The organism is Sphingomonas sp. GC_Shp_6 (assembly GCF_026540835.1).
Classification (GTDB): domain Bacteria; phylum Pseudomonadota; class Alphaproteobacteria; order Sphingomonadales; family Sphingomonadaceae; genus Sphingomonas.
Genome location: NZ_JALNUO010000015.1, coordinates 57533 through 75401 on the forward strand (window position 1 = coordinate 57533; position 17869 = coordinate 75401).

A 17869-nucleotide genomic window follows, 5' to 3' on the forward strand; every position below is an offset into this window, starting at 1 on the left:
CGAAAAATGCTAAGTGGCGAAAGATGACCGATAAACGACTGTTCGTCACGTTCGACACGAATACCTACAGCAGGATCGCCGATCCGCAGCCGCGCAAGCTGCTCCAGAAGTGGTGGCCAATGACGCGCGACCGGTGGAGGTCCAAGAAGCAGCGGATCGCCTGGATGTATCTCAATCGTTGCATTCGGAAGGGCCGGATCGTTGCGGGAATACCAGAAGCACTGCTTGCGACCGAGGCGCTGGAGAAAGTCAGCCGGGTCCAACTTCTCCTGGCTGTCGGGACTCGCGCGCCGCGACCGAGCATCCCGCAGGGCCGCATTGACCTCATCGGAAAGGCGATCATGATCGGCTTCAAGGTCATGGGAATGCCCCGCATAGGCCATCCGCCGCTCTACACTCCCACCGACGCGGAAAAGGCGCAGGATCTGCGCTACAACCTCGGAGAGCGGATCGATCGATCCCATGCTTTCGGTCGCCATTTCAACGACTATGCACACAACGCCGTGCGTGACCTTGGCGAGGTGCTGGCGAAGGCACATGGTCTAACCAGCGCATCGGCTGAATTTTCAACTCAGTTTAGTGGGGAGACGCCTGAGCGATATCTTTGGCGCGAAGGTCTGGCTGCTGAGGAGGCGACACCAAAAACGTACAAAACGGCAAAAGAATTCCAGGCCGCCCTTCGGCATCTCCTCGCCGACTGGACGGACTTCGATGTCGCCGCCGCGCACTACGGTTACGGTTACGACTATTTGTGCACGGAGGACTTAGGGAATCAGTCGTCGAACTCGATCTTTGGGCCGCAGCACCAAACCGTCGCCTTTGGCGTCACCGTAGTGACCGCCCTCGAGTTGATGAAGCTGGCGCTGAACCAGTTCGGCATCCCCCTTAAAATATGGCCTCAGCCAGATGTCCCCCCAAACTGATCCTGCAGTCGCTGATGGTCAAGAATGACGTTTGTAGCGTCCCCGCTTTTCGAAAAAGCCATCCATTCGGGACTGCAGAACTAATAATTAACCCAATGCCCTGATTGCCTGGCTTCGGCTATGGTAAGGCAGCGCGATATTAAAGTGCATCGAGATTGAAATTCGCTGTGAAATAATCGGTAATGACTTTCAGATGCGATTCCGGGATGCCCAGGTCTCTTGTCATCCTGTTCGCGACCGGGGCCGGGTTGGGATCGACTATCGTAATCTTCGGAATGGTCGCGCGGCGCGAAAAGGCGCGGTGAAAAAGCTTGTCGCTCTGGATATCGGTCTCGGGAAAAGAATATCCGATAATCACTATTTCATCCGCCGCCGCGAGCGCGTCCTCCGCTCGTGACCAAAGTGTTTTGAACAGGTCTCCGAAGAAGTCGTAGCTCTTGTTCTTCACCGGAGGAATGATGAGCGGCATCGAAGGAAGACCCGCATCCGGGGCATTGCCTGCCTTCGTCCAGGGGAAGTTGGGTGTGAGGCCTACGATGGTATATCCGTCAGGCGGCGCTCGTCCGGGGAAATCCAAATTGGGCGGGTAATAGCCGTAGGCCCAAGGCTGATAGCCCGGCATGTACCGACCCTTGAAACAGGCATAAGGCTCGGATGCTCGCTCGAAAATGCCGAAGGCGCTCGGGTCGAGGTCTTGGCCCGACACGATCGCGCCATGCCCATCGGTCACTGAATAGGCGGTCAGCCAATTTGTCGAGCCATGCAATTTCAGCAGCAGATTTCCTGTCTTGTTGTCCTTGTCCGTTGTCACCGGCGGGTGCCATCCGTCGTTGAACATCGCCTTTGGCGTAATGCCATAACCCCAATCTGGTCGCCATGTCGTCCGTTCTGCAAGAGCCCGGTCGAGGAGTGTGTCCCAATTGAAGGTGATGAGCACATCATCGGAATTTAAGCCATCAACTAGCTTCATATGCGCCTGGGACGGCGGGCCGTTCTGGATGTCATTAATGACCGCGGCAAACAGGAACAGCAGCTCGTTGAATGCCTTGTACGGCGTCATCGCGGCGACCAAGCCATCGCTCTTGAGTTGCGTATCGCGCGCGGCCTCGATCTGTGAATGGAGGTCCTCGATGTCGATGCCTGAACGGAGGTAGTCGAATGCGCTTCCCCGCCCCATGCCCAAATCATCTTCCAAAAAGACGATGATGGAGCCGATCAGCACCCAGAGATTTGTCGAAAGATCGAGCTTATCGAATGTGTCGAAAAAGTCGCGCGCGATCGGCATACGCTGACCCGTGGGGCTTTGATCGTAGCTTTTCGAGGCCCCCGCTCCGAGCAAAATAACTCGCATTTGCATTTGCTCCATCCAGGTCCAGCACATCAGATTAACAGGCGAGGAGCGATGATCCAACCGGACCGGCCGCCGAAACGAAGCGCGACGCCATGCCGCATCGGCAAATGGAGGCTGAGGCTTTTTTGGAAACGGCGGCTTTTGGCAGTGCCAGCCAGTTGAGCGAATGGTTGATATTGGGGCTTCGCCGACCGTCAGCTTCGATCATTCATAGAGGCAGCTTTCGTCGGAGTCGGACGTTCATTGAGGCGGATGTGAGCGACCGGCTCTGGTCGTTTCCTGCCACAAGCGTCTCGCTAGCCTTCTAGCGCTCGCGATCTTTTTTGGCAGTGCTGGGAGGCGTCAGAGACGCGCGAACATGCCCGTCCATATTGCGGTGTTCCTCCCCGGATGACCGCGCTCGCTTGCCCTCGTTGACAATCGCGTGAGCCTGCTCACGATCGCGAACGAGCGGTTGGGGCATCGACGACACGAAGGCTCGGGTCCGCCGCGCCAGCGCGAGATCCTCAGGTGCATTGCTCTGCTCAAGCAGCTCCGCCGCCCTCGCATAGCCTTTACGAACTTCGGCTTGCCGGACGACGGTCTGCACTTCCCAGGGCCGTGGCGCTGGCGGGTTCTCCCGCGCCATCGCTGCGGCTGTCGTGCGCCCGGCCTGAATGACGTTCGGGAGGGAACTGGTCGCGTCGGCGCGTTCGCGCGTCTTCCTGACACTGGTGCGCTCCGCTTTCTGCACGATGCCGCGCGCCCTGCGGGGCGTCGCCTCGGCGTCAATCCCACGCGCGCGCAGCTCGCGCGCGAACGCCTCGCGCCAATTGGCGAGATCTGCCTTGCGAGGGTTGAAGCGCACGCCCCCCTCTCCCCGCGCGGCGATCGTCAGATGGACGTGCGGATGCTCTTCATCGACATGGAGCGCCATCGCGTGCGGAAATTGCTCAAGCTCGACGCGGGCGAAGGCCCGGACCGATCGGTAAACGCCGTCCGGGTCTGTGCCTGGCGGCATCGAAAACACCATAGACACCGAAGTCAGCGGCTCGCGGCGACGCGAAACCGCCTCCTCGTCCTCCGTCCATTCACGGGCAAGCTCGCGCAGCTCCGCGACGTTTTCGATCGTCCGGCCGTCACTAGTCTCGACATCGAGCTTGCCGTGCCGACCGATGTATTCGAGGTGCGCCGCTGTATGCGAGCCGCCCCGTTGGCGGCCGGACACCTTCACCATCACCTCCGGCGCGAACCGGGTGATGCGATCGAGCCGCTGCCTGGCTGCGGCGCTTCTCACCGAATTGTCGGAAGGCGGCCGAGTGGCGGTGCCGCGCTGCGCCTGCGACACCATCGCCGCGGCCACGGCAGCGCCGCCGCTGTCTTTGCGGCCCTTAGCCGCCACCGGCCGCCAGATGTCGTCCAGAAAGCTGAGGTCGGGGTCGCTCACGGTTCGGCGCGCCAATAAGCAAGGTCGCCGTGCAACGCCGCGCCGATCGCGGCGATCTGCTCTTCCAACGTCACCCGCATCGCATCCACCCGTGCCGCTTCCCGCGCAACGTCGAGGCGGCTGTCCTGCATGTTGGCTGCGTGGAGCGCGTGAACCGCCTGGTTCACGTTGCGTCCGATCGCGCGCAATTCACGGCGAATGTCGACCAGCGTCTGCCGTGTATCGTGCGGCGGGGGCGCGGCGCGGAGCCGCGACCTGACGACCGAAGCGATCCAGTCGGTGCGCTTGACGCCGCGTTCGGCGGCGGCGGCGTCGAGCTGTGCAAGCTCGTCGTCGTCCAGACGCAGCTCGATCCGATGCTTCCCGCGTGATCGCGTCGCGGCGGAAGCCGGTGCCGATCCGCCTCCGTCTCCGTCTCCGCCACTGACGCGCTCGATCAGCGTGCGGAGCGCGTGCGACCGACCGCCCGCGCTGGCCGCAACCGCATCGAAGCGGGCGGCCAATTCATCGGACAAGCGAAGCGTGAAAAGCGCCATTGGCGCCGAACGTAATACAAAACCGGCTGTAAGCCTATCCTGCCATCATACCACACTAAGTAAAAAGGGTTTGCCCGGACAAACTGTGACGCGAACGATCCTATGCGGGGCGGATTGCGCTCGCACTGATCGCTTCGGGTTCGTTCTGGCCCTCGAACAACACGCTTACGGTGTCCGCAAAAACAAGCCGCCCGCGCCGTCCTGCGACTTCGACGAAGAACGAGGGCGCACCCCGCTCATCTCGCAACGTCCGCTTAGAAGGTGGCCGCTTGGTCGACCCCCCGGCTTCATCCCCACCCTCGACGGCACCCTTACCCGGAGTTTGCCCGGACAAACTTTCCGACGCTGGCGTGGGAGGTGGTGGAGCCGATGCCTTCTCCTTCACCGCACTGGCGAGCGCGACCGCTTCGGCTTTGGTGATTGGATCGGCGCCGCGAAGGCTGACGAACTCCTCCACGAAAGCAGCGTCGATCTTCCACGCCTGATGCAGCTCGTAAACCGTGCGGATCGCCGATGTCGCGGCAAGATCGGCGAGGAGCGACGGCATCGAAGCCACCGCAGCGTACATCGAGATCATCGCCTTGGGTCGTCCGAGCCGCTTGGCGATCTCGGCCTGCTTCATGCCCGACTTCATCAACTTCGCCACGGCGGCGGCAAGCTCGCCGGCGGTAAGATCGACGCGCTGGTCGTTCTCCACGACCTGCTGGACCAGATCGTCCGCTTCCTCGCCGACCTCGGCAACGATGGCAGGGATCGTCGTCTTGCCGGCGAGCGCGGAGGCGCGAAAACGACGATCGCCGAACCGGATAAGGTAACGCTGTTCGCCTTCGACCTGCCGGACGACGATCGGCTGCAGAACGCCGTGCGCCTTGATGGACTCGGCCATCTCCGCCAGCTCGTCGTCAGAGAACGACCGGCGCGGGTTGTTCGGATCGCTGCTGATCCGATCGAGCGGGAGTTCGATGACCTGACGCGACGTGCTTTGCGTGTCGAGCGACAGCGACACCGTGTCGAGCAGGTTTTCAAAGCGCGATGCCATCATGCCGTCTCCTTCGCGGTCTCGGCGACCACCCGGTCGCGCACCGCGCTCAATATCTTCCGCATTTCCGCACCGGCCACGGTCGCGCCCGACGATTTGATCGACCATACGGGCTTGCGGTCACTCATCGCCTGCTCATAGCCGTCGCGAGCGGTGATGACGCCGGGAAACATCATCTTCGTGCCGATCTTGGCGACCAAGGCTTCCAGATTGCCGCGCTCACGAGGCGAATGGCTGTTGAAACGCGACGCCACCAGACCGAGAAAGTTGATCTTGCGACCGCCCCTGCCCTTCTCCTGCACCGCAAGGATCGATTGCAGAACCTCGCCGACGCCCTCGATCGCGAAATCCTTCAGTTCGATCGGCGACAGCAGAAAATCGCAAACGGCCATCGCCGCGAAATTGCGCGCGCCCCAATTTGGCGGCGTGTCGATGACGCAATAATCGAAGTGGGAATCGAACGCCTTGAAGTTCTTCAACATGGCGGTGACTTGGGAAAGCTCGATCGAATGCAGGCGGGCGTCTCGGGGCAGGACGGTGATGCCCTCGGCACCCTCGATGTTCATGTCGGCTTTCGTCTGGAACAGATCGGCGGCGGCGAACGCTTTGCGTTCGCCCGACAGGACGGACGAACCATTCCCCTGCCCGTCCAGATCGACGAACAACACCCGCGCGTTACCCTCGGCCAGAAACCAGGCGAGGTGAACGGCCAGCATGGTCTTGCCGACGCCCCCTTTCTGATTGTTGATGACGATCGTTTGCATCCGCGTCTCCGAGCGCTCGCGCGCTATGTCCAGTCTTCCGAGGCAAGTCCGCGCACCCGCGTGAACTCGCCCAGATTTCCCGTGATGATTGCCAGGCCGCGACTGCGCGCATGTCCGGCGATCAGCAAGTCGTAGCCGCCAATCACCTCCCCTGCCCGCTCCAGCTCGGCCTTGATATCGGCGGCGTGCGCCGCCGCTTCGGCGTCGAACACGACGACCTCGATCCGCGATGCGAAATCCTCGACCGCCCGCCGATTATCGATCGGCTTGGCGGACTTTGCGGCACCGTGAAGCAGCTCCATCAAGACGATCGTCGAGATCGCCAGTCTCTCGGCCTCGTCGTTGAACCGCTCGCGTAGATGGGCTGGACGATCACGCAGGACTCGGATGCACAGGTTCGTGTCGAGCATATAGCGAAGGCTCATCGCGAACGCTGTCCGGGGCAGGGCGGAATGGCCGCCGTCACAGCGCGTCGCGCTCCGCCTGCGGTGCCTGATCGCGATCACCGAGATCGACGCCATCGGCTGCGAAAAAGTCATCCCACATTGCATTGGCGGGCGAAATTACGCGCGTGTGTCCGATCCTGCGGATACCGACGTCGCGTATCTCGGGCGGAAACTCCATAGCTTTCGGCAAGCGCACCGCTTGCGAGCGGTTCGATTGAAACACACGGCCCGTCGCCATTGCACATCTCCTCGCCGACAAGTTATCGCAAGTATGGGATATGTCAAATGGATATGCCATAAGTTTGCCCGGACAAACTTCTAGGACTAACAAAACGCCGCCGCCCACGAAGGGCGGCGGCGAGATTTTTGGGGCAGGGAACGAGACGGGGAGTAGAGCCGCCACCCCGGCAGGGCAGCGGCTCCTGCTCGATCACTCGGCGGCGATCATATGCACCTCGTCATCATTGTCTGCCTCCGGGAGGTAGGCAACCGCGTCGTCCACGATCTCCACCGCCGCGCCCTGCACGTCGGGCGTGACAAGCGACGGGGGAAGCCAGCCGGTGCCGGTGATGCGATCGTTACAGGCGACGGCAAGCTCGGGCTTCTTCAACTTGGCGCAATTCTCGGCGGCGGATGGTCCGCGCGCTTCGGTTAGCGCCGCCAGCGCGGTCTTGCGGGTCAGCCGGTCGTAGAACTCGATGCCGCCTTCCCAATGCTGGCGCATGTCGAGCGCGACGGCGCGGGCAATACGGTCCGCCGACCGCAATCGCTCTCCTTCCGCGAACTTACGGTGAGTCGCGTCGATCAGCGCCCCCGTGCAAGCCGCCAGCAACTGGTCCACGTCGCGCGTGTCGAGGGTCAGCAACCAACCCAACCGCTCGTCGGGCTGGCGCGGCATGGCCTCAATCAGGTCCGCCACATGCTCGAACGGCGAACCGATCTGCCTCGTGGAAATGTCGAAGCTCGAAACCGGCGACTGGATGCTGCCGCCGCGAAGCTGGACCGCGTGGGGGGAGGGGATGCCGCTACCGAGCGCGAGGGGCAACAGGGCGTCGAGCAGCACGGCGAAGGCAACGCTCTGGTTGGCCGCGACCTCGGATTGCAGGGCGGCGGTGCGAACCCGCGACAAATCCTCGACCATGCGCGCGTCGTAGAGCGGACGGGGGAGGGGAGTGCCTTTCTCGTCCCTCGCGACGGCACGGAGAGCCTTTCGGCTGTAGTAAGTCCGATTGACCGCGCCCTGATGGTCGATGGTGAGCAGGACAAGCCCGCCCGCCTTCACCTCATCGGAGAACGACCGCTCGACCGTGCCGATGCCGTCGATCGCTTCATCCAGCGCGACAACCTCGTCGTCATGCTCGGCGTCGTCACCGATCTCGGCGACCACCGCATCCCGCTCGGCCCGATACTCCGCCAGCTTGCTCTCATCCTCCGGCGACAGGGTGCGGCGCTCGGCATCCGGGTAGAGGCGATGCCATTTGTAGCTGTCGTAAGGGGTGGTTTCGCAGGGCAGCACCTCGCCCCATCCCTCTGCCTCGACCTCCGCCGCCAGCCGGTCCAGCTTCTCGTCGGCAAGCTGCTGGACAAGTGCTGGGTCATCCGCATAGCCCTCGCCCTCCTTGGCGAACAGGTCGCCGGTCAGGGTGCCGCCCGCCGCCTGATAGTCGTCCATGCCGACGAAGCGGAACAGCCGGTGTCCGGTCGTCACCTTGGCTTCGGTCAACAGGCTGCGGACCTCGTGCGCCGACCGCGCGCGCCGCAACACCCGCTCCTGCCGCTTGTGGTCGTCGGTCAGCGTGAACGCCTGCGCCGTGGACAGATCGATCTTGTCCGCCGCCAGCGCATTGATGACCTTGGGGCTGACCAAGGCGAGCGCCAGCATCTTGCGGATTTCGCGTGGGTCGTAGCCGTAGCGATGGGCGATAGCGGCATCGTCATGGCCGTCCGCCGCCAGCGACGCGAAGGCCCGAATGGCATCGGCGGGGTGCATGGCGACCCGCTGCGCGTTCTCCGCATAACTGACACCGGTTGCATCTTCGGCATCCCGAACCTCGCACGGGATTTCGATATCGCGCTCCCACGTCCCGGCCCGGACCAACTGGACGATGGCCCGACGACGACGCTCGCCCGCGATGACCTCGAACTTGCCATCCTGGCGCGGTGCGACGGTGATATTCTGGATCAGGCCATCGGCGGCAAGGCTCATCGCCAATGCCATAACGTCGGCCTTCACCTTGCGCGCGTTCCGGGGGGAGGCGACGAGCTTGGACCACAGGATATGCTGAATGTTCATCTGACTTTCCTTTCTCAATCGACCGCAGGGCGATGGCCCCGCCATCAACCCTGCCTTCGTGGCGAACAGCCGGGGGCGAGGGGGGCAGCGAGAATCCGCCGGGGTGGTGCGGGCGCACCGAGCGCAGCGAGGGAGCCACGGCCCGGCTGATTGTCGTTGCCGGGGAGAGGGGGCGGCGCGCCCCTTTCCCCGACCAGGCGAACGGATCCCGCCGGCAATGCCGGCGTCATCATCGCGGGCGACAGCCTGCGCGCGCGAGCGATCGTCACCCGGATGGGACAAGACGCCTGCGGCGGCTTGGTCGCAGCGCAGCGGAGATAGAGCGGGGTCCGGTCAGGGCGTGCATTCCGGCAGCGTCCCGATCTCGTAGCCATTCAGCAGGACGCAATCGGCTGCCTAATTGTGGTCGGATACCGCGCTTGCGGACCGGGACAAGCCCGCGACGGTCAGGCCTGCCGTGGCTTGGTCCAGCCACTCGTCGATTGCTGCGCGCAAAGTGTCGCTGATCGTAACGAACGAACGCCGGCCGTCGTCGGTATCGTCGACCTTGGCGATCAGGGCGTCATCAACTAGCAGTTCGACATAGCGCAACGCCGTCGTCGATGCCACGCCGCTGGCGAGGCACAAGCCCGAGACATCGACCCGCCGCCCCTCATGCTCGGCGATGTAGAGATCGAGTATCATGTCCCAACTCGGCTCGCCGAAGCGGATGGTCCTGAACATCTTCGATCGACGTCGCCGACCCGAAAGTATCCATTTGGCGAGAGCCAACCTGCGGGCGGCAGGATCGTCGGCAAGCAGGGTTGCCTGAAGGATTACCATTTCGACAAGGGCGCGTGGCAAGCGCACATTGAGGTCGATCAGGTCGGTCTCGAGACGATCCACCGTGACTTACCCGCCGACTTGAAGCCAAGCGAACCGATCGTCGGTAATGCTGCCGACCAAAACCTCGTCGTCAATAGGCAGGGTGTCGGTCACGCCAAAGGGTCCCGCTGCCTTGTCACCGTAGACTCCACCGACGGTTCAGCGCGCTATCTATCGAGACGGGGCCCGATCCGCCGACGCAAAGCGAGACCAAGCCGGCAACATAAAGCAAATCGGTCTCGTAACCAGGCTGTCCAAAATGCGCGCCGGCCATGTCGAACGACAGGAGCTTGATCGAACTGAACCCATTGGGAAGATGTACGGTAAAGATCGCGACGATCAGCACAACGATCATCGGTATTGCGATCAAAGGCAGAAAAGCGCCGACCAGCACCATGAGACCGCCCGCCAATTCGATTAGGATGGTCGCGTATCCGAGCAGGTCCGGAAACGGTAGCCCCATCGCGGATAAGATGTCCGCAAAATGCGAGGGCTCATGGACAACCTTGGCATAGCCATGCTGCATAAAGCCGAAGCCGATAATCATTCGAAGCGGAACTGCGTACCAAGACGCAGGCGCTGCAACGGGAGAAACGAGCAGCCGGAAAACTGCTTCCAAGGATTTCATATCATGCTAACCGGTGATTTGACCGGTCGACAAGCATGGCTTTGAGCCTCTACGTCGACAAGTTCGATCGTGGCGTTCGAGGCGTTCGAGGCGCCCCTCGGGGCTGGCGTGGCTTCAAGGTAGTTTGCGTCCAAGGCACTCTCTTCCGGACGGGGGGAACAATCTTCATCGATACGCTCCTGTACAGTATCGTTGATTCGTTCGAAATGGCAAGCGGGACGTGCACCTGATCGTGTTTGTACCGATGGCGATCCAGCGGACTCTGCTCGGTCACGACAGACGTGGAAGACCGACGATCAGGACGATCAGCAGGCCGACGTTTACAGGCTGACACGTGCGGGCCACTTCCTGTATCGCAACCGCGTGTTTTGGAGCGGACCGGGTCCGGCTTGTGCCGGCCCTTTCCTGACACAATACTGTACTTATCCGTATCGCTGATTCCGCGCTCGCGGATATGCACCGGGAAGAAGGCGTGCCATGGTCGACGGCTATCAGGATAAACGGGTCGAGCGTTCGAAACGATTGGTTCTCGAAGAGACCTACCGCCAGCTAACGTTGGGCGGACTGAACGGTGTCAGCCTCGACGAAGTGTCGAAGAAGTCCGGGGTCGCCAAAACCACGATCTACAGGCACTGGCCAACACGATCGGCGTTGCTGATGGACGCCTGCTCGCGCCTGGGTGGCACCCCGCCTGCACCGGATCGCGGGTCCCTCCATGCCGACCTCATGGTGCTTGCCGGCGGAATCGCCAAGGAACTTCCCACGGCACCATGGACCGGTGTGTTGCCATCCATTCTCGATGCTGCGGAACGCGATCCCGATATTTCCGCGATGCAGCAATCGATGCATCAGGGCCACATGTCGCCTTTTTTCGCGGCTGTGGAGGCGGCGAAGGAGCGGGGCGAGATCAAGCCGGAGGTCCTTGCGGACGACCTGATCTCGATAACGGTAGGCCCGCTCTTCTATCGACGGTGGTTCTCGAAGGCGCCGATCGACGATGCATTCGTGAAGACGATTGTCGACGCAGCAGCTCGATCGGCCGGCGTTCGGTCGGGATCATAGGGCCGACGCCTTCCCGTCCCTCTGACGCGTACATGCTCGCCGCGAAGTTGGCTCCCGGCTGTCACTATTCCGGCGCCCGTCCTTGAAAGACGCGCTACGCAACCGTATTGTGTCGTATCCGTGATCGTCCATCTCGTTGTGGGTCACCATCCGTGCTGGTTTCATCCAGTCGAACACGGAAGCTGCCGATCGGATAGTCGGCTCATCTAGTCGGGCGCTTCGTCCGGCAAACCGGTTCGGAGACGTCGTAATGAAGGCAGCCGTTCTCAAGGAATATGGCGGTCCAGAGGCGTTGGATGTTATCGACCTGCCCGACCCGGAGGCCGGTGGCGGGCAGGTCATCGTTCGGCAGCATGCGACCACGTTCAATCCGATCGACATGAAGCTCGCGTCGGGCGCGCAGAAGGCGGGAAAGCCGCTCACGTTCCCATTCGTTCCCGGCGGCGATGTGGCGGGCGTCGTCGAGGCGATCGGTGCAGACGTCGATGATCTTCGCGTCGGTGATGAAGTATTCGGGTATTCAGCGTCGGGTGGCGCATATGCCGAATTGATTGCGATCTCTGCAGACGCGGTCGCCCATAAGCCCTTGAGTATCCCGTTCATCGATGCAGCGGCGTTGGCCTTGGTCGGACAGACCGCCTCGCAGGCCCTGGAAGCGACCGGGTTAGCTGCCGGCGACACGCTGGTCATCATCGGGGCCGGTGGACCGGTCGGTTCGGCGACCGTACAGATCGCCAGCGGCATGGGAATCAAGGTCATCGGCGTCGCGGGCAATCGCGATACCGAACGGCTCCGCGCGATCGGCGCGTCCAAGACGCTCGAGCGCGGTTACGCTCCGGAGCAGGCTCCGACCGGCGCTGATGCAGTGATCGACACGGTCGGCGGCGAAGGCCAGATCGGTGCGCTTGCCATGCTGCGCGAGGGCGGCACGCTGGTTGCGCTCAATCAGCCTCCTTCTCAGGAGGAAGCGGAACGACGCCGCGTAAGGGCTGTCCTTGTTCTGACCAAAACATCGAGGGCGAGCCTGGACCAGCTTCGCGAGCGTATGGAAGCGGGAACCTTACGGCCGTTCGTAGCGCAGCGTTACCGATTGGCCGACGCCGCTGCCTTGTGGCGCCACGCGCTGGATCGCACTAGCTCGGGCAAGCGCGTCCTCGAGATGATCCGCGATTGATGAGTGGATGTCGACGATATGAGGGATGTCGTCCACGTTCCCGATGCCGGCCCGATCGGCTCGGCCAACGATTGATGCGAGCGGCGCGAGGCCTACAGGCCGAGAGCGACAAGGAACGCCTCGGTTTCCCGCTCCATGCGCTTTCGATCATAATCGACGAGGCCCGTCCGGATCATGCCTTGGCCGTAGGTCGCGACGATCGCAGCGGTAACGGCGGCGTCGATGGTCGCCGGAAGAATGCCATTCTCCTGGTCCCGCTCGATAAGCTCGATGAGAGTGTTCCTGAATCGATCCTGCCCTTTTTCGACGATCGCCCGCATGTCCGGATCATCGAGAACGTCCGGCGTGACCATGCCGGCCATCATGCACAAGCGCGAGGGCGTGGCCGGATCGTCGAGCCCGTCGAAGGCAACACGGTACATGGCGCGCAGTCCGGCTCCCGTCGTCGGCGCGGCGACAAGCGCGTCGAGACGTTTCGCGACCTCCACCTTACCATATCGGCGCAAGCTTTCGAGGAAGAGGTGCTTCTTGCTTTTGAGGGTGTTGTAGAAAGATCCGGCCCCGACGCCGGTCGCACGCAGCAGGTCCTGCAGAGACGTGCCCGCATAGCCGCCCTTCCAGAATTCCCGCATCGCGGCGTCCAGCGCCCGATCGAGATCGAACGAAATCGCGCGTCCCATGGCCTGTGCCTATCCTATTTGTGGCAACCGGTAAAGAATCTGGTTGACCCTCGCTGCCGAGTTTCTATTTGTGACGTCCACTACAAATAGCAAGGTTGACGGACATGAGTAAGCTCACTGACAAAATCGCGCTGGTCAGCGGTGGGACGACCGGGATTGGCGCCGCGGCCGCCAAGCTGTTCCGCGACGAAGGCGCTACGGTGGTGGTCACCGGCTCCAATCCGTCGACGCTGGAAACCGCACGGCGCGATCTGGAAGGCATCGAGGTGGTCGCATCCGACGCGGCCAATCTGGACGCGATCCAAGCGCTCGTCGGTCGCGTGAAGGACGCGCACGGCAGGATCGACCTGCTCTTCATTAACGCCGGCGTCGGCGCGATGGGACCCGCCGACGAGATCACCGAAGCGGATTACGACCGCATGTTCGCGGTCAACACCAAGGGTGCATTCTTCCTCGCCCGGGAGACGGCACGCGTCATGCCCGACGGTGGCGCGATCGTGCTGCTGTCGTCGATTTCGGGTGCGATGGGCCTTGCCGGACAGTCGGCATATTCGGCGACCAAGGCGGCGCTCAGTTCGTTCGGCCGCACACTCGCCGGCGAGCTCGCGTCACGCAACATCCGCGTCAATTCGATCAGCCCCGGGCCGGTCATCACGCCAATGTGGAGCAAGATCACCGGGCTGGAAGGCGAGCAACTCGCTGAGATGCAGAAAAGCGTGGGTGCGGTCGTGCCGCTCGGTCGTCCCGGGCAGCCGGAAGAGATCGCAGCGGCGGCGCTGTTCCTGGGGTCGAGCGACGCCTCGTACATCACCGGCGTGGATCTCCCTGTCGACGGCGGTTGGCTGGAACTCGGCCGTCCCATGCACTGAGTATCCGGTCGGATCGGTCCCGTTTTGCTGGGACTGGTCCGCAACCTCGCAACGAAGGAGCTACCGTGATGCAAAATGATAAACCTGTCGCGATGATCGTCGGTGCCGGCGCCGGCCTCTCCGCGATGCTCGCGCGCAAGCTCGCCGGGACCGGCTATGCGGTGGTTCTGGCCGCCCGCGACCCTGGCAAGCTCAAGCCGCTAGCCGAAGAGACAGGAGGCCTCGCGATCGGTTGCGATGCGACCTCTGCGGATGACGTCGCCCGGCTGTTTGCGGAGGCGGAAGCCAGGCTCGGCGTGCCGGCTGTCGTGATCTTCAATGCCGCTGCCCGCGTCATGGGTCCGCTCGCCGAACTCGAACCCGAGACGGTCCAGCAGGTGATCGTCGCGAGCGCGATGGGAGGGTTCCTCACCGGGCAGGCCGCCGCGCGCGCGATGGCGCCGCGCGGGAGCGGCACCATCCTTTTCACCGGCGCTTCCGCGAGCTTCAAGGGCTATCCGAACTCGGCACCGTTTGCGATGGCGAAGTTTGCATTGCGCGGTCTCGCGCAGAGCATGGCGCGCGAACTCGGTCCACAAGGCATCCACGTCGCCCATGTGATGATCGACGGCGCGATCCGCAGCGCTGCCCGACCGGAGCCCAGCGACAAGCCGGATTCAATGCTCGACTCGGCCGCGATCGCCGAGGCGTACCTGCACCTGATCGCGCAGCCGCGCAGCGCCTGGACCTTCGAACTCGATCTCCGGCCCTGGATCGAACGCTTCTGATCTCCGTCGTTCGCCTGCACCAAGCGGGCGCGATGACGGACGCGCGACATCGTGCTCCGTCCGCTCTACCTCCGTGAAGGGATCGTTCGCGATGTCTGCCCCTACTGGCTCTAATCCTCCGTGCGATGGACTTCCACCGTCGGCCGGTAGCCCGGCGGAGCCGCAGGCCGCATGGTCGGCCGTTTTCTCGCTGTCGCTAAGCGTCTTCGGTCTGGCGACCGCCGAGTTTCTGCCGGCAAGCCTGCTCACGCCGATCGCGAACGACCTGGCCGTCTCGATCGGTGCCGCCGGCCAAGCAGTGACGATCACAGCCGTGATCGCGGCAATTGCTGGTCCGGCCTTGGTGCTGGGTGCCGCCCGATACGACCGTCGCTCGATCGTCTGGGCGGTGTCGATACTGATCGTCGTGTCCGATCTGATCGCCGCGTTTGCACCGGACCTCACCGTTTTTCTGGTCGGACGCGTTGCACTCGGTATCGCGCTCGCCGGGATCGGCTCATTGGCGGCAGCGCTGTGCATGCGCCTCGTCCCGCCCGCGTTCTTCTCGCGGGCAATGGCGATGATCTTCACCGGCATGACTGTAGCGACGATCTTCGCGCCACCTTTCGGCGTCTATATCGGCCGTATTCTGGGATGGCGCGCCGTTTTCGTTATCGCCGCAGCTATCGGCGTTCTTGCCGTCGTGGCGCAGCTATTCACCTTACCGCGGATGGCACCGACGTCGTCCGGCGACCGCGACATGTTCTCGCGGCTGATGCGCCGTCCGGGCGTCCTCCCGGCGCTCGGCGCCGGAATGCTCATCATCGCCGGTCATTCTGCTGGCTTCACCTACATCCGGCCTTTCCTTGAAACGGTCCCCCAGCTTGGTGCTGATGCCATTTCCCTCATGTTCCTGACCTTCGGCGTTGGCGGCTTCGCGGGCAATCTGCTGGCCGGGCTTCTCGCTGAACGAAGCGCGCGCCTCTCGACCGGGCTCGCAGCGCTCATCATCGTCGGCGCGACGGCGGTCCTGCTAGCGATCGGCGCATCGCACACCGTTGTCTTCGTGGTCGTCGCATTATGGGGGCTGGGCTTCGGGATCACGCCGATCAGTGTTCAGACGCTGACGGTACAAGCCGCTCCCGATCTTGCGGAGGGCGTCGGTGCGCTCACGATGTCCGCGTTCCAGCTGGCGATCGCCATTGGGGCAGTTACCGGCGGTGCGTTGGTCGGCCCATTGGGTCCGAGGGGGGCAATCGGCTCCTGCACGGCTGCAGCGGCCATGGGCGGCCTTCTGTTGCTCGGAGTCTCGCGCCGCAATGCGGGTCGCAAGGTGGGCACAGGGTAGGAAAAACCCCGAGAGAAACGAACAGGTGCGCTCGGCGCCGCGAGTGGTGACCGGTCTTCGACGGTTCTAGGTTGCCTTGAACGAGCTTTTAGGGGCGTTGCCGCATCAATGTTCGGGCGGGCGCGCTTGGTGGGCTACATCGATGTCATCCGGAAATGGCACGCAGTGGCGTGGCCAGAGAAATGATTTGAGAAGGATGGTCGAAGGCATGGTCGAGCGCGCGAAAATAGACGTTTTCGAGACGGTCCTGACGCCCGATCCATCGCGAACGGTCGTTCGGCCTTTCGAGCCTGGCTATCCGACCAGTTTCGATCATGGCCCCACCAGAACCGCCGAAACGATCGACCTTATCCTTGCCCTGGATGATGCCGAGCTTGCCCGGCAGCTCAAGGGGGTAACCGCGTCGTTGGATGAGAACCACCGCGACGTCGATGCGCTCCTGATGCGCCGGTTCGGGGAACTCGCTCCGTCGATCGCTGCAGGAGCGGTTATGTCCCGATCGCAAAAGCTCCTGATCGGTGCCTATTTTTGCCAGGAATATGCCTACGAGGCTGTCGCTCTCTTCAATCCGTCCGCCGTTCTTCATCCCGACCAATCCGGGCTTGCACACGGGACGGTTCGCTTCATCCTGTCGCTGCGGGGAATTGGCGAAGGCCACGTCTCCTCGGTGACTTTCCGGACCGGCACCTGGGCACCGGGAGCCGCACTGGCGATCGACGATCCCGGTACGGTTTCCGTGCCGCCCCATATCAGGCCAGACAGCGACGAGGCGACTTCGTTCCAGTTGGATTGCGGGGGTTCGCGCAATGTCGCTGAGACCGTGCTGTTCCCGCTCACGCCCAGCCAGCGGCAAGGCATCGAGGATCTGCGTCTGGTCCGCTTCGTCGATGACGACGGGACTGCTACCTATCATGGCACCTACACAGCGTTCAGCGGCGCGGCTGCGACGTCGGAGCTGCTCTCCACCTCCGATTTCGTCTCGTTTCGCATGCGGCCGCTTACCGGCAATGTCGCCGGTGCCAAGGGGATGGCGCTTTTCCCGCGACGGATCGATGGCTGATACGTTACGCTCGGAAGACAGGACAGCCGGACGATCTGGCTCAACACGTCCGACGATCTGCTGCACTGGGACGGCGGCACGCGGATCCTGGAACCCCGCTATCCGTGGGAGTTCGTGCAGTTGGGCAATTGCGGATCACCCATCGAGCTGGACGAAGGATGGTTGGTGATGACGCACGGGGTCGGCACGGTCCGCAACTATTGCCTGGGGGCCTGCCTGCTAGACAAGCGCGACCCCTCGAAAGTGCTGGCCCGCACCCCGAGGCCGGTGTTGGCGCCAAGCCCGCAGGACCGGGACGGGTACGTTCCCAATGTCGTCTATAGCTGCGGTTCGCTCGTCGAGGGGCGGACCATGCTGCTGCCCTATGCCGTTGCGGACAGTTTCACCGCTTTCGGATCCCTTTGCGTGGACAATCTGCTCGCGTGCATGGAGTGAATTGCGACGGGCGACTTGGCCCGAGAAGAATACGCGTCGATATCCATCTCGGCCGGTATTCATCGGTTCGGCCCCTTTTGGGCCGATCCGCTCCGTCGTTGCCGCTTCCGGTCTATGCGTCGCCGAGTTCGCAGAGCGCCGGCGCCGAGCAGTGAAGGACTTGGTAGCTGCGTGCCCCGCTCGGAAGCTCCTTTTGGGGGCACGACCAATAGTCGAACCTGACGA

General features: G+C 62.9%; 17 protein-coding genes and 1 pseudogene. 7 read left to right on the top strand and 11 right to left on the bottom strand.

All coding sequences use genetic code 11. The features are described from left to right. Positions 1 to 23 precede the first annotated feature (23 nt). Entirely contained in the window at positions 24 to 923 is a 900-nt protein-coding gene (locus OXQ95_RS15135) for a hypothetical protein (RefSeq protein WP_267382266.1), read from the top strand. A gap of 139 nt (positions 924 to 1062) precedes the next feature. Here OXQ95_RS15135 and OXQ95_RS15140 read toward each other — a convergent pair whose 3' ends face one another. From OXQ95_RS15140 to OXQ95_RS15185, 10 genes are all read right to left on the bottom strand, one after another. Next, the gene (locus OXQ95_RS15140) at positions 1063 to 2274 is read right to left on the bottom strand and encodes a hypothetical protein (RefSeq protein WP_267382268.1); all 1212 of its coding nucleotides are present in this window, start codon (positions 2272 to 2274) and stop codon (positions 1063 to 1065) included. 304 nt (positions 2275 to 2578) lie between these two features. After that, positions 2579 to 3700 (bottom strand): relaxase/mobilization nuclease domain-containing protein, encoded by a 1122-nt coding sequence (locus OXQ95_RS15145; protein ID WP_267382270.1) that lies wholly within the window; start codon positions 3698 to 3700, stop codon positions 2579 to 2581. Beyond that, positions 3697 to 4215, bottom strand: a complete 519-nt coding sequence (locus OXQ95_RS15150; protein ID WP_267382272.1) for a mobilization protein — start codon at positions 4213 to 4215, stop codon at positions 3697 to 3699. The genes OXQ95_RS15145 and OXQ95_RS15150 overlap by 4 nt, the downstream gene beginning before the upstream one ends. A 121-nt stretch (positions 4216 to 4336) precedes the next feature. Continuing rightward, positions 4337 to 5278 (bottom strand): ParB/RepB/Spo0J family partition protein, encoded by a 942-nt coding sequence (locus OXQ95_RS15155; protein WP_267382274.1) that lies wholly within the window; start codon positions 5276 to 5278, stop codon positions 4337 to 4339. Beyond that, positions 5275 to 6039: a ParA family protein gene (locus OXQ95_RS15160; RefSeq protein ID WP_267382276.1), complete on the bottom strand. Its 765-nt coding sequence runs from the start codon at positions 6037 to 6039 to the stop codon at positions 5275 to 5277. The genes OXQ95_RS15155 and OXQ95_RS15160 overlap by 4 nt, the downstream gene beginning before the upstream one ends. A gap of 23 nt (positions 6040 to 6062) precedes the next feature. Beyond that, on the bottom strand, positions 6063 to 6464 hold the full coding sequence (gene vapC / locus OXQ95_RS15165; protein WP_267382278.1) for a tRNA(fMet)-specific endonuclease VapC: 402 nt from the start codon (positions 6462 to 6464) through the stop codon (positions 6063 to 6065). A 37-nt stretch (positions 6465 to 6501) separates the two neighbouring features. Further along, a complete protein-coding gene (vapB, locus tag OXQ95_RS15170; RefSeq protein ID WP_267382280.1) occupies positions 6502 to 6723 on the bottom strand; it encodes a type II toxin-antitoxin system VapB family antitoxin in 222 nt (73 codons plus the stop codon). 192 nt (positions 6724 to 6915) lie between these two features. Further along, positions 6916 to 8778 (bottom strand): ParB/RepB/Spo0J family partition protein, encoded by a 1863-nt coding sequence (locus OXQ95_RS15175; RefSeq protein ID WP_267382282.1) that lies wholly within the window; start codon positions 8776 to 8778, stop codon positions 6916 to 6918. Positions 8779 to 9174: 396 nt separating this feature from the next. Then, positions 9175 to 9663, bottom strand: a complete 489-nt coding sequence (locus tag OXQ95_RS15180) for a MarR family transcriptional regulator (RefSeq protein ID WP_267382284.1) — start codon at positions 9661 to 9663, stop codon at positions 9175 to 9177. Positions 9664 to 9778: 115 nt separating this feature from the next. Then, positions 9779 to 10270, bottom strand: a complete 492-nt coding sequence (locus tag OXQ95_RS15185) for a DoxX family protein (protein WP_267382286.1) — start codon at positions 10268 to 10270, stop codon at positions 9779 to 9781. Positions 10271 to 10747: 477 nt separating this feature from the next. Here OXQ95_RS15185 and OXQ95_RS15190 point away from each other — a divergent pair, with 477 nt between their 5' ends. After that, a complete protein-coding gene (locus tag OXQ95_RS15190; protein ID WP_267382288.1) occupies positions 10748 to 11332 on the top strand; it encodes a TetR/AcrR family transcriptional regulator in 585 nt (194 codons plus the stop codon). Between the two features lie 250 nt (positions 11333 to 11582). Beyond that, the gene (locus OXQ95_RS15195) at positions 11583 to 12506 is read left to right on the top strand and encodes an NADP-dependent oxidoreductase (protein ID WP_267382290.1); all 924 of its coding nucleotides are present in this window, start codon (positions 11583 to 11585) and stop codon (positions 12504 to 12506) included. A gap of 92 nt (positions 12507 to 12598) precedes the next feature. Here the strand turns inward: OXQ95_RS15195 and OXQ95_RS15200 are convergent, their stop codons facing one another. Then, positions 12599 to 13186 carry a TetR/AcrR family transcriptional regulator gene (locus OXQ95_RS15200; RefSeq protein WP_267382292.1) on the bottom strand — a complete coding sequence of 196 codons (588 nt, stop codon included), beginning with the start codon at positions 13184 to 13186 and terminating at the stop codon, positions 12599 to 12601. 104 nt (positions 13187 to 13290) lie between these two features. Between OXQ95_RS15200 and OXQ95_RS15205 the strand changes: the two genes are divergently transcribed. From OXQ95_RS15205 to OXQ95_RS15220, 4 genes and pseudogenes are all read left to right on the top strand, one after another. Then, entirely contained in the window at positions 13291 to 14055 is a 765-nt protein-coding gene (locus OXQ95_RS15205) for an SDR family oxidoreductase (protein WP_267382294.1), read from the top strand. Positions 14056 to 14147: 92 nt separating this feature from the next. Beyond that, a complete protein-coding gene (locus OXQ95_RS15210) occupies positions 14148 to 14822 on the top strand; it encodes an SDR family NAD(P)-dependent oxidoreductase (protein WP_267382296.1) in 675 nt (224 codons plus the stop codon). Between the two features lie 91 nt (positions 14823 to 14913). Continuing rightward, entirely contained in the window at positions 14914 to 16149 is a 1236-nt protein-coding gene (locus OXQ95_RS15215) for an MFS transporter (RefSeq protein WP_267382298.1), read from the top strand. A 208-nt stretch (positions 16150 to 16357) separates the two neighbouring features. Beyond that, positions 16358 to 17644, top strand: a pseudogene (locus OXQ95_RS15220) (glycoside hydrolase family 130 protein). The last annotated feature ends 225 nt before the right edge of the window (positions 17645 to 17869 follow it).

Bases quoted from the DNA above. Each gene is read 5' to 3' on its own strand.
- OXQ95_RS15135 (WP_267382266.1), top strand. From the start codon at position 24: ATGACCGATAAACGACTGTTCGTCACGTTCGACACGAATACCTACAGC.
- OXQ95_RS15140 (WP_267382268.1), bottom strand. From the start codon at position 2,274: ATGCGAGTTATTTTGCTCGGAGCGGGGGCCTCGAAAAGCTACGATCAA.
- OXQ95_RS15155 (WP_267382274.1), bottom strand. From the start codon at position 5,278: ATGATGGCATCGCGCTTTGAAAACCTGCTCGACACGGTGTCGCTGTCG.
- OXQ95_RS15160 (WP_267382276.1), bottom strand. From the start codon at position 6,039: ATGCAAACGATCGTCATCAACAATCAGAAAGGGGGCGTCGGCAAGACC.
- vapC (WP_267382278.1), bottom strand. From the start codon at position 6,464: ATGAGCCTTCGCTATATGCTCGACACGAACCTGTGCATCCGAGTCCTG.
- vapB (WP_267382280.1), bottom strand. From the start codon at position 6,723: ATGGCGACGGGCCGTGTGTTTCAATCGAACCGCTCGCAAGCGGTGCGC.
- OXQ95_RS15175 (WP_267382282.1), bottom strand. From the start codon at position 8,778: ATGAACATTCAGCATATCCTGTGGTCCAAGCTCGTCGCCTCCCCCCGG.
- OXQ95_RS15185 (WP_267382286.1), bottom strand. From the start codon at position 10,270: ATGAAATCCTTGGAAGCAGTTTTCCGGCTGCTCGTTTCTCCCGTTGCA.
- OXQ95_RS15190 (WP_267382288.1), top strand. From the start codon at position 10,748: ATGGTCGACGGCTATCAGGATAAACGGGTCGAGCGTTCGAAACGATTG.
- OXQ95_RS15195 (WP_267382290.1), top strand. From the start codon at position 11,583: ATGAAGGCAGCCGTTCTCAAGGAATATGGCGGTCCAGAGGCGTTGGAT.
- OXQ95_RS15200 (WP_267382292.1), bottom strand. From the start codon at position 13,186: ATGGGACGCGCGATTTCGTTCGATCTCGATCGGGCGCTGGACGCCGCG.
- OXQ95_RS15205 (WP_267382294.1), top strand. From the start codon at position 13,291: ATGAGTAAGCTCACTGACAAAATCGCGCTGGTCAGCGGTGGGACGACC.
- OXQ95_RS15210 (WP_267382296.1), top strand. From the start codon at position 14,148: ATGATCGTCGGTGCCGGCGCCGGCCTCTCCGCGATGCTCGCGCGCAAG.
- OXQ95_RS15215 (WP_267382298.1), top strand. From the start codon at position 14,914: ATGTCTGCCCCTACTGGCTCTAATCCTCCGTGCGATGGACTTCCACCG.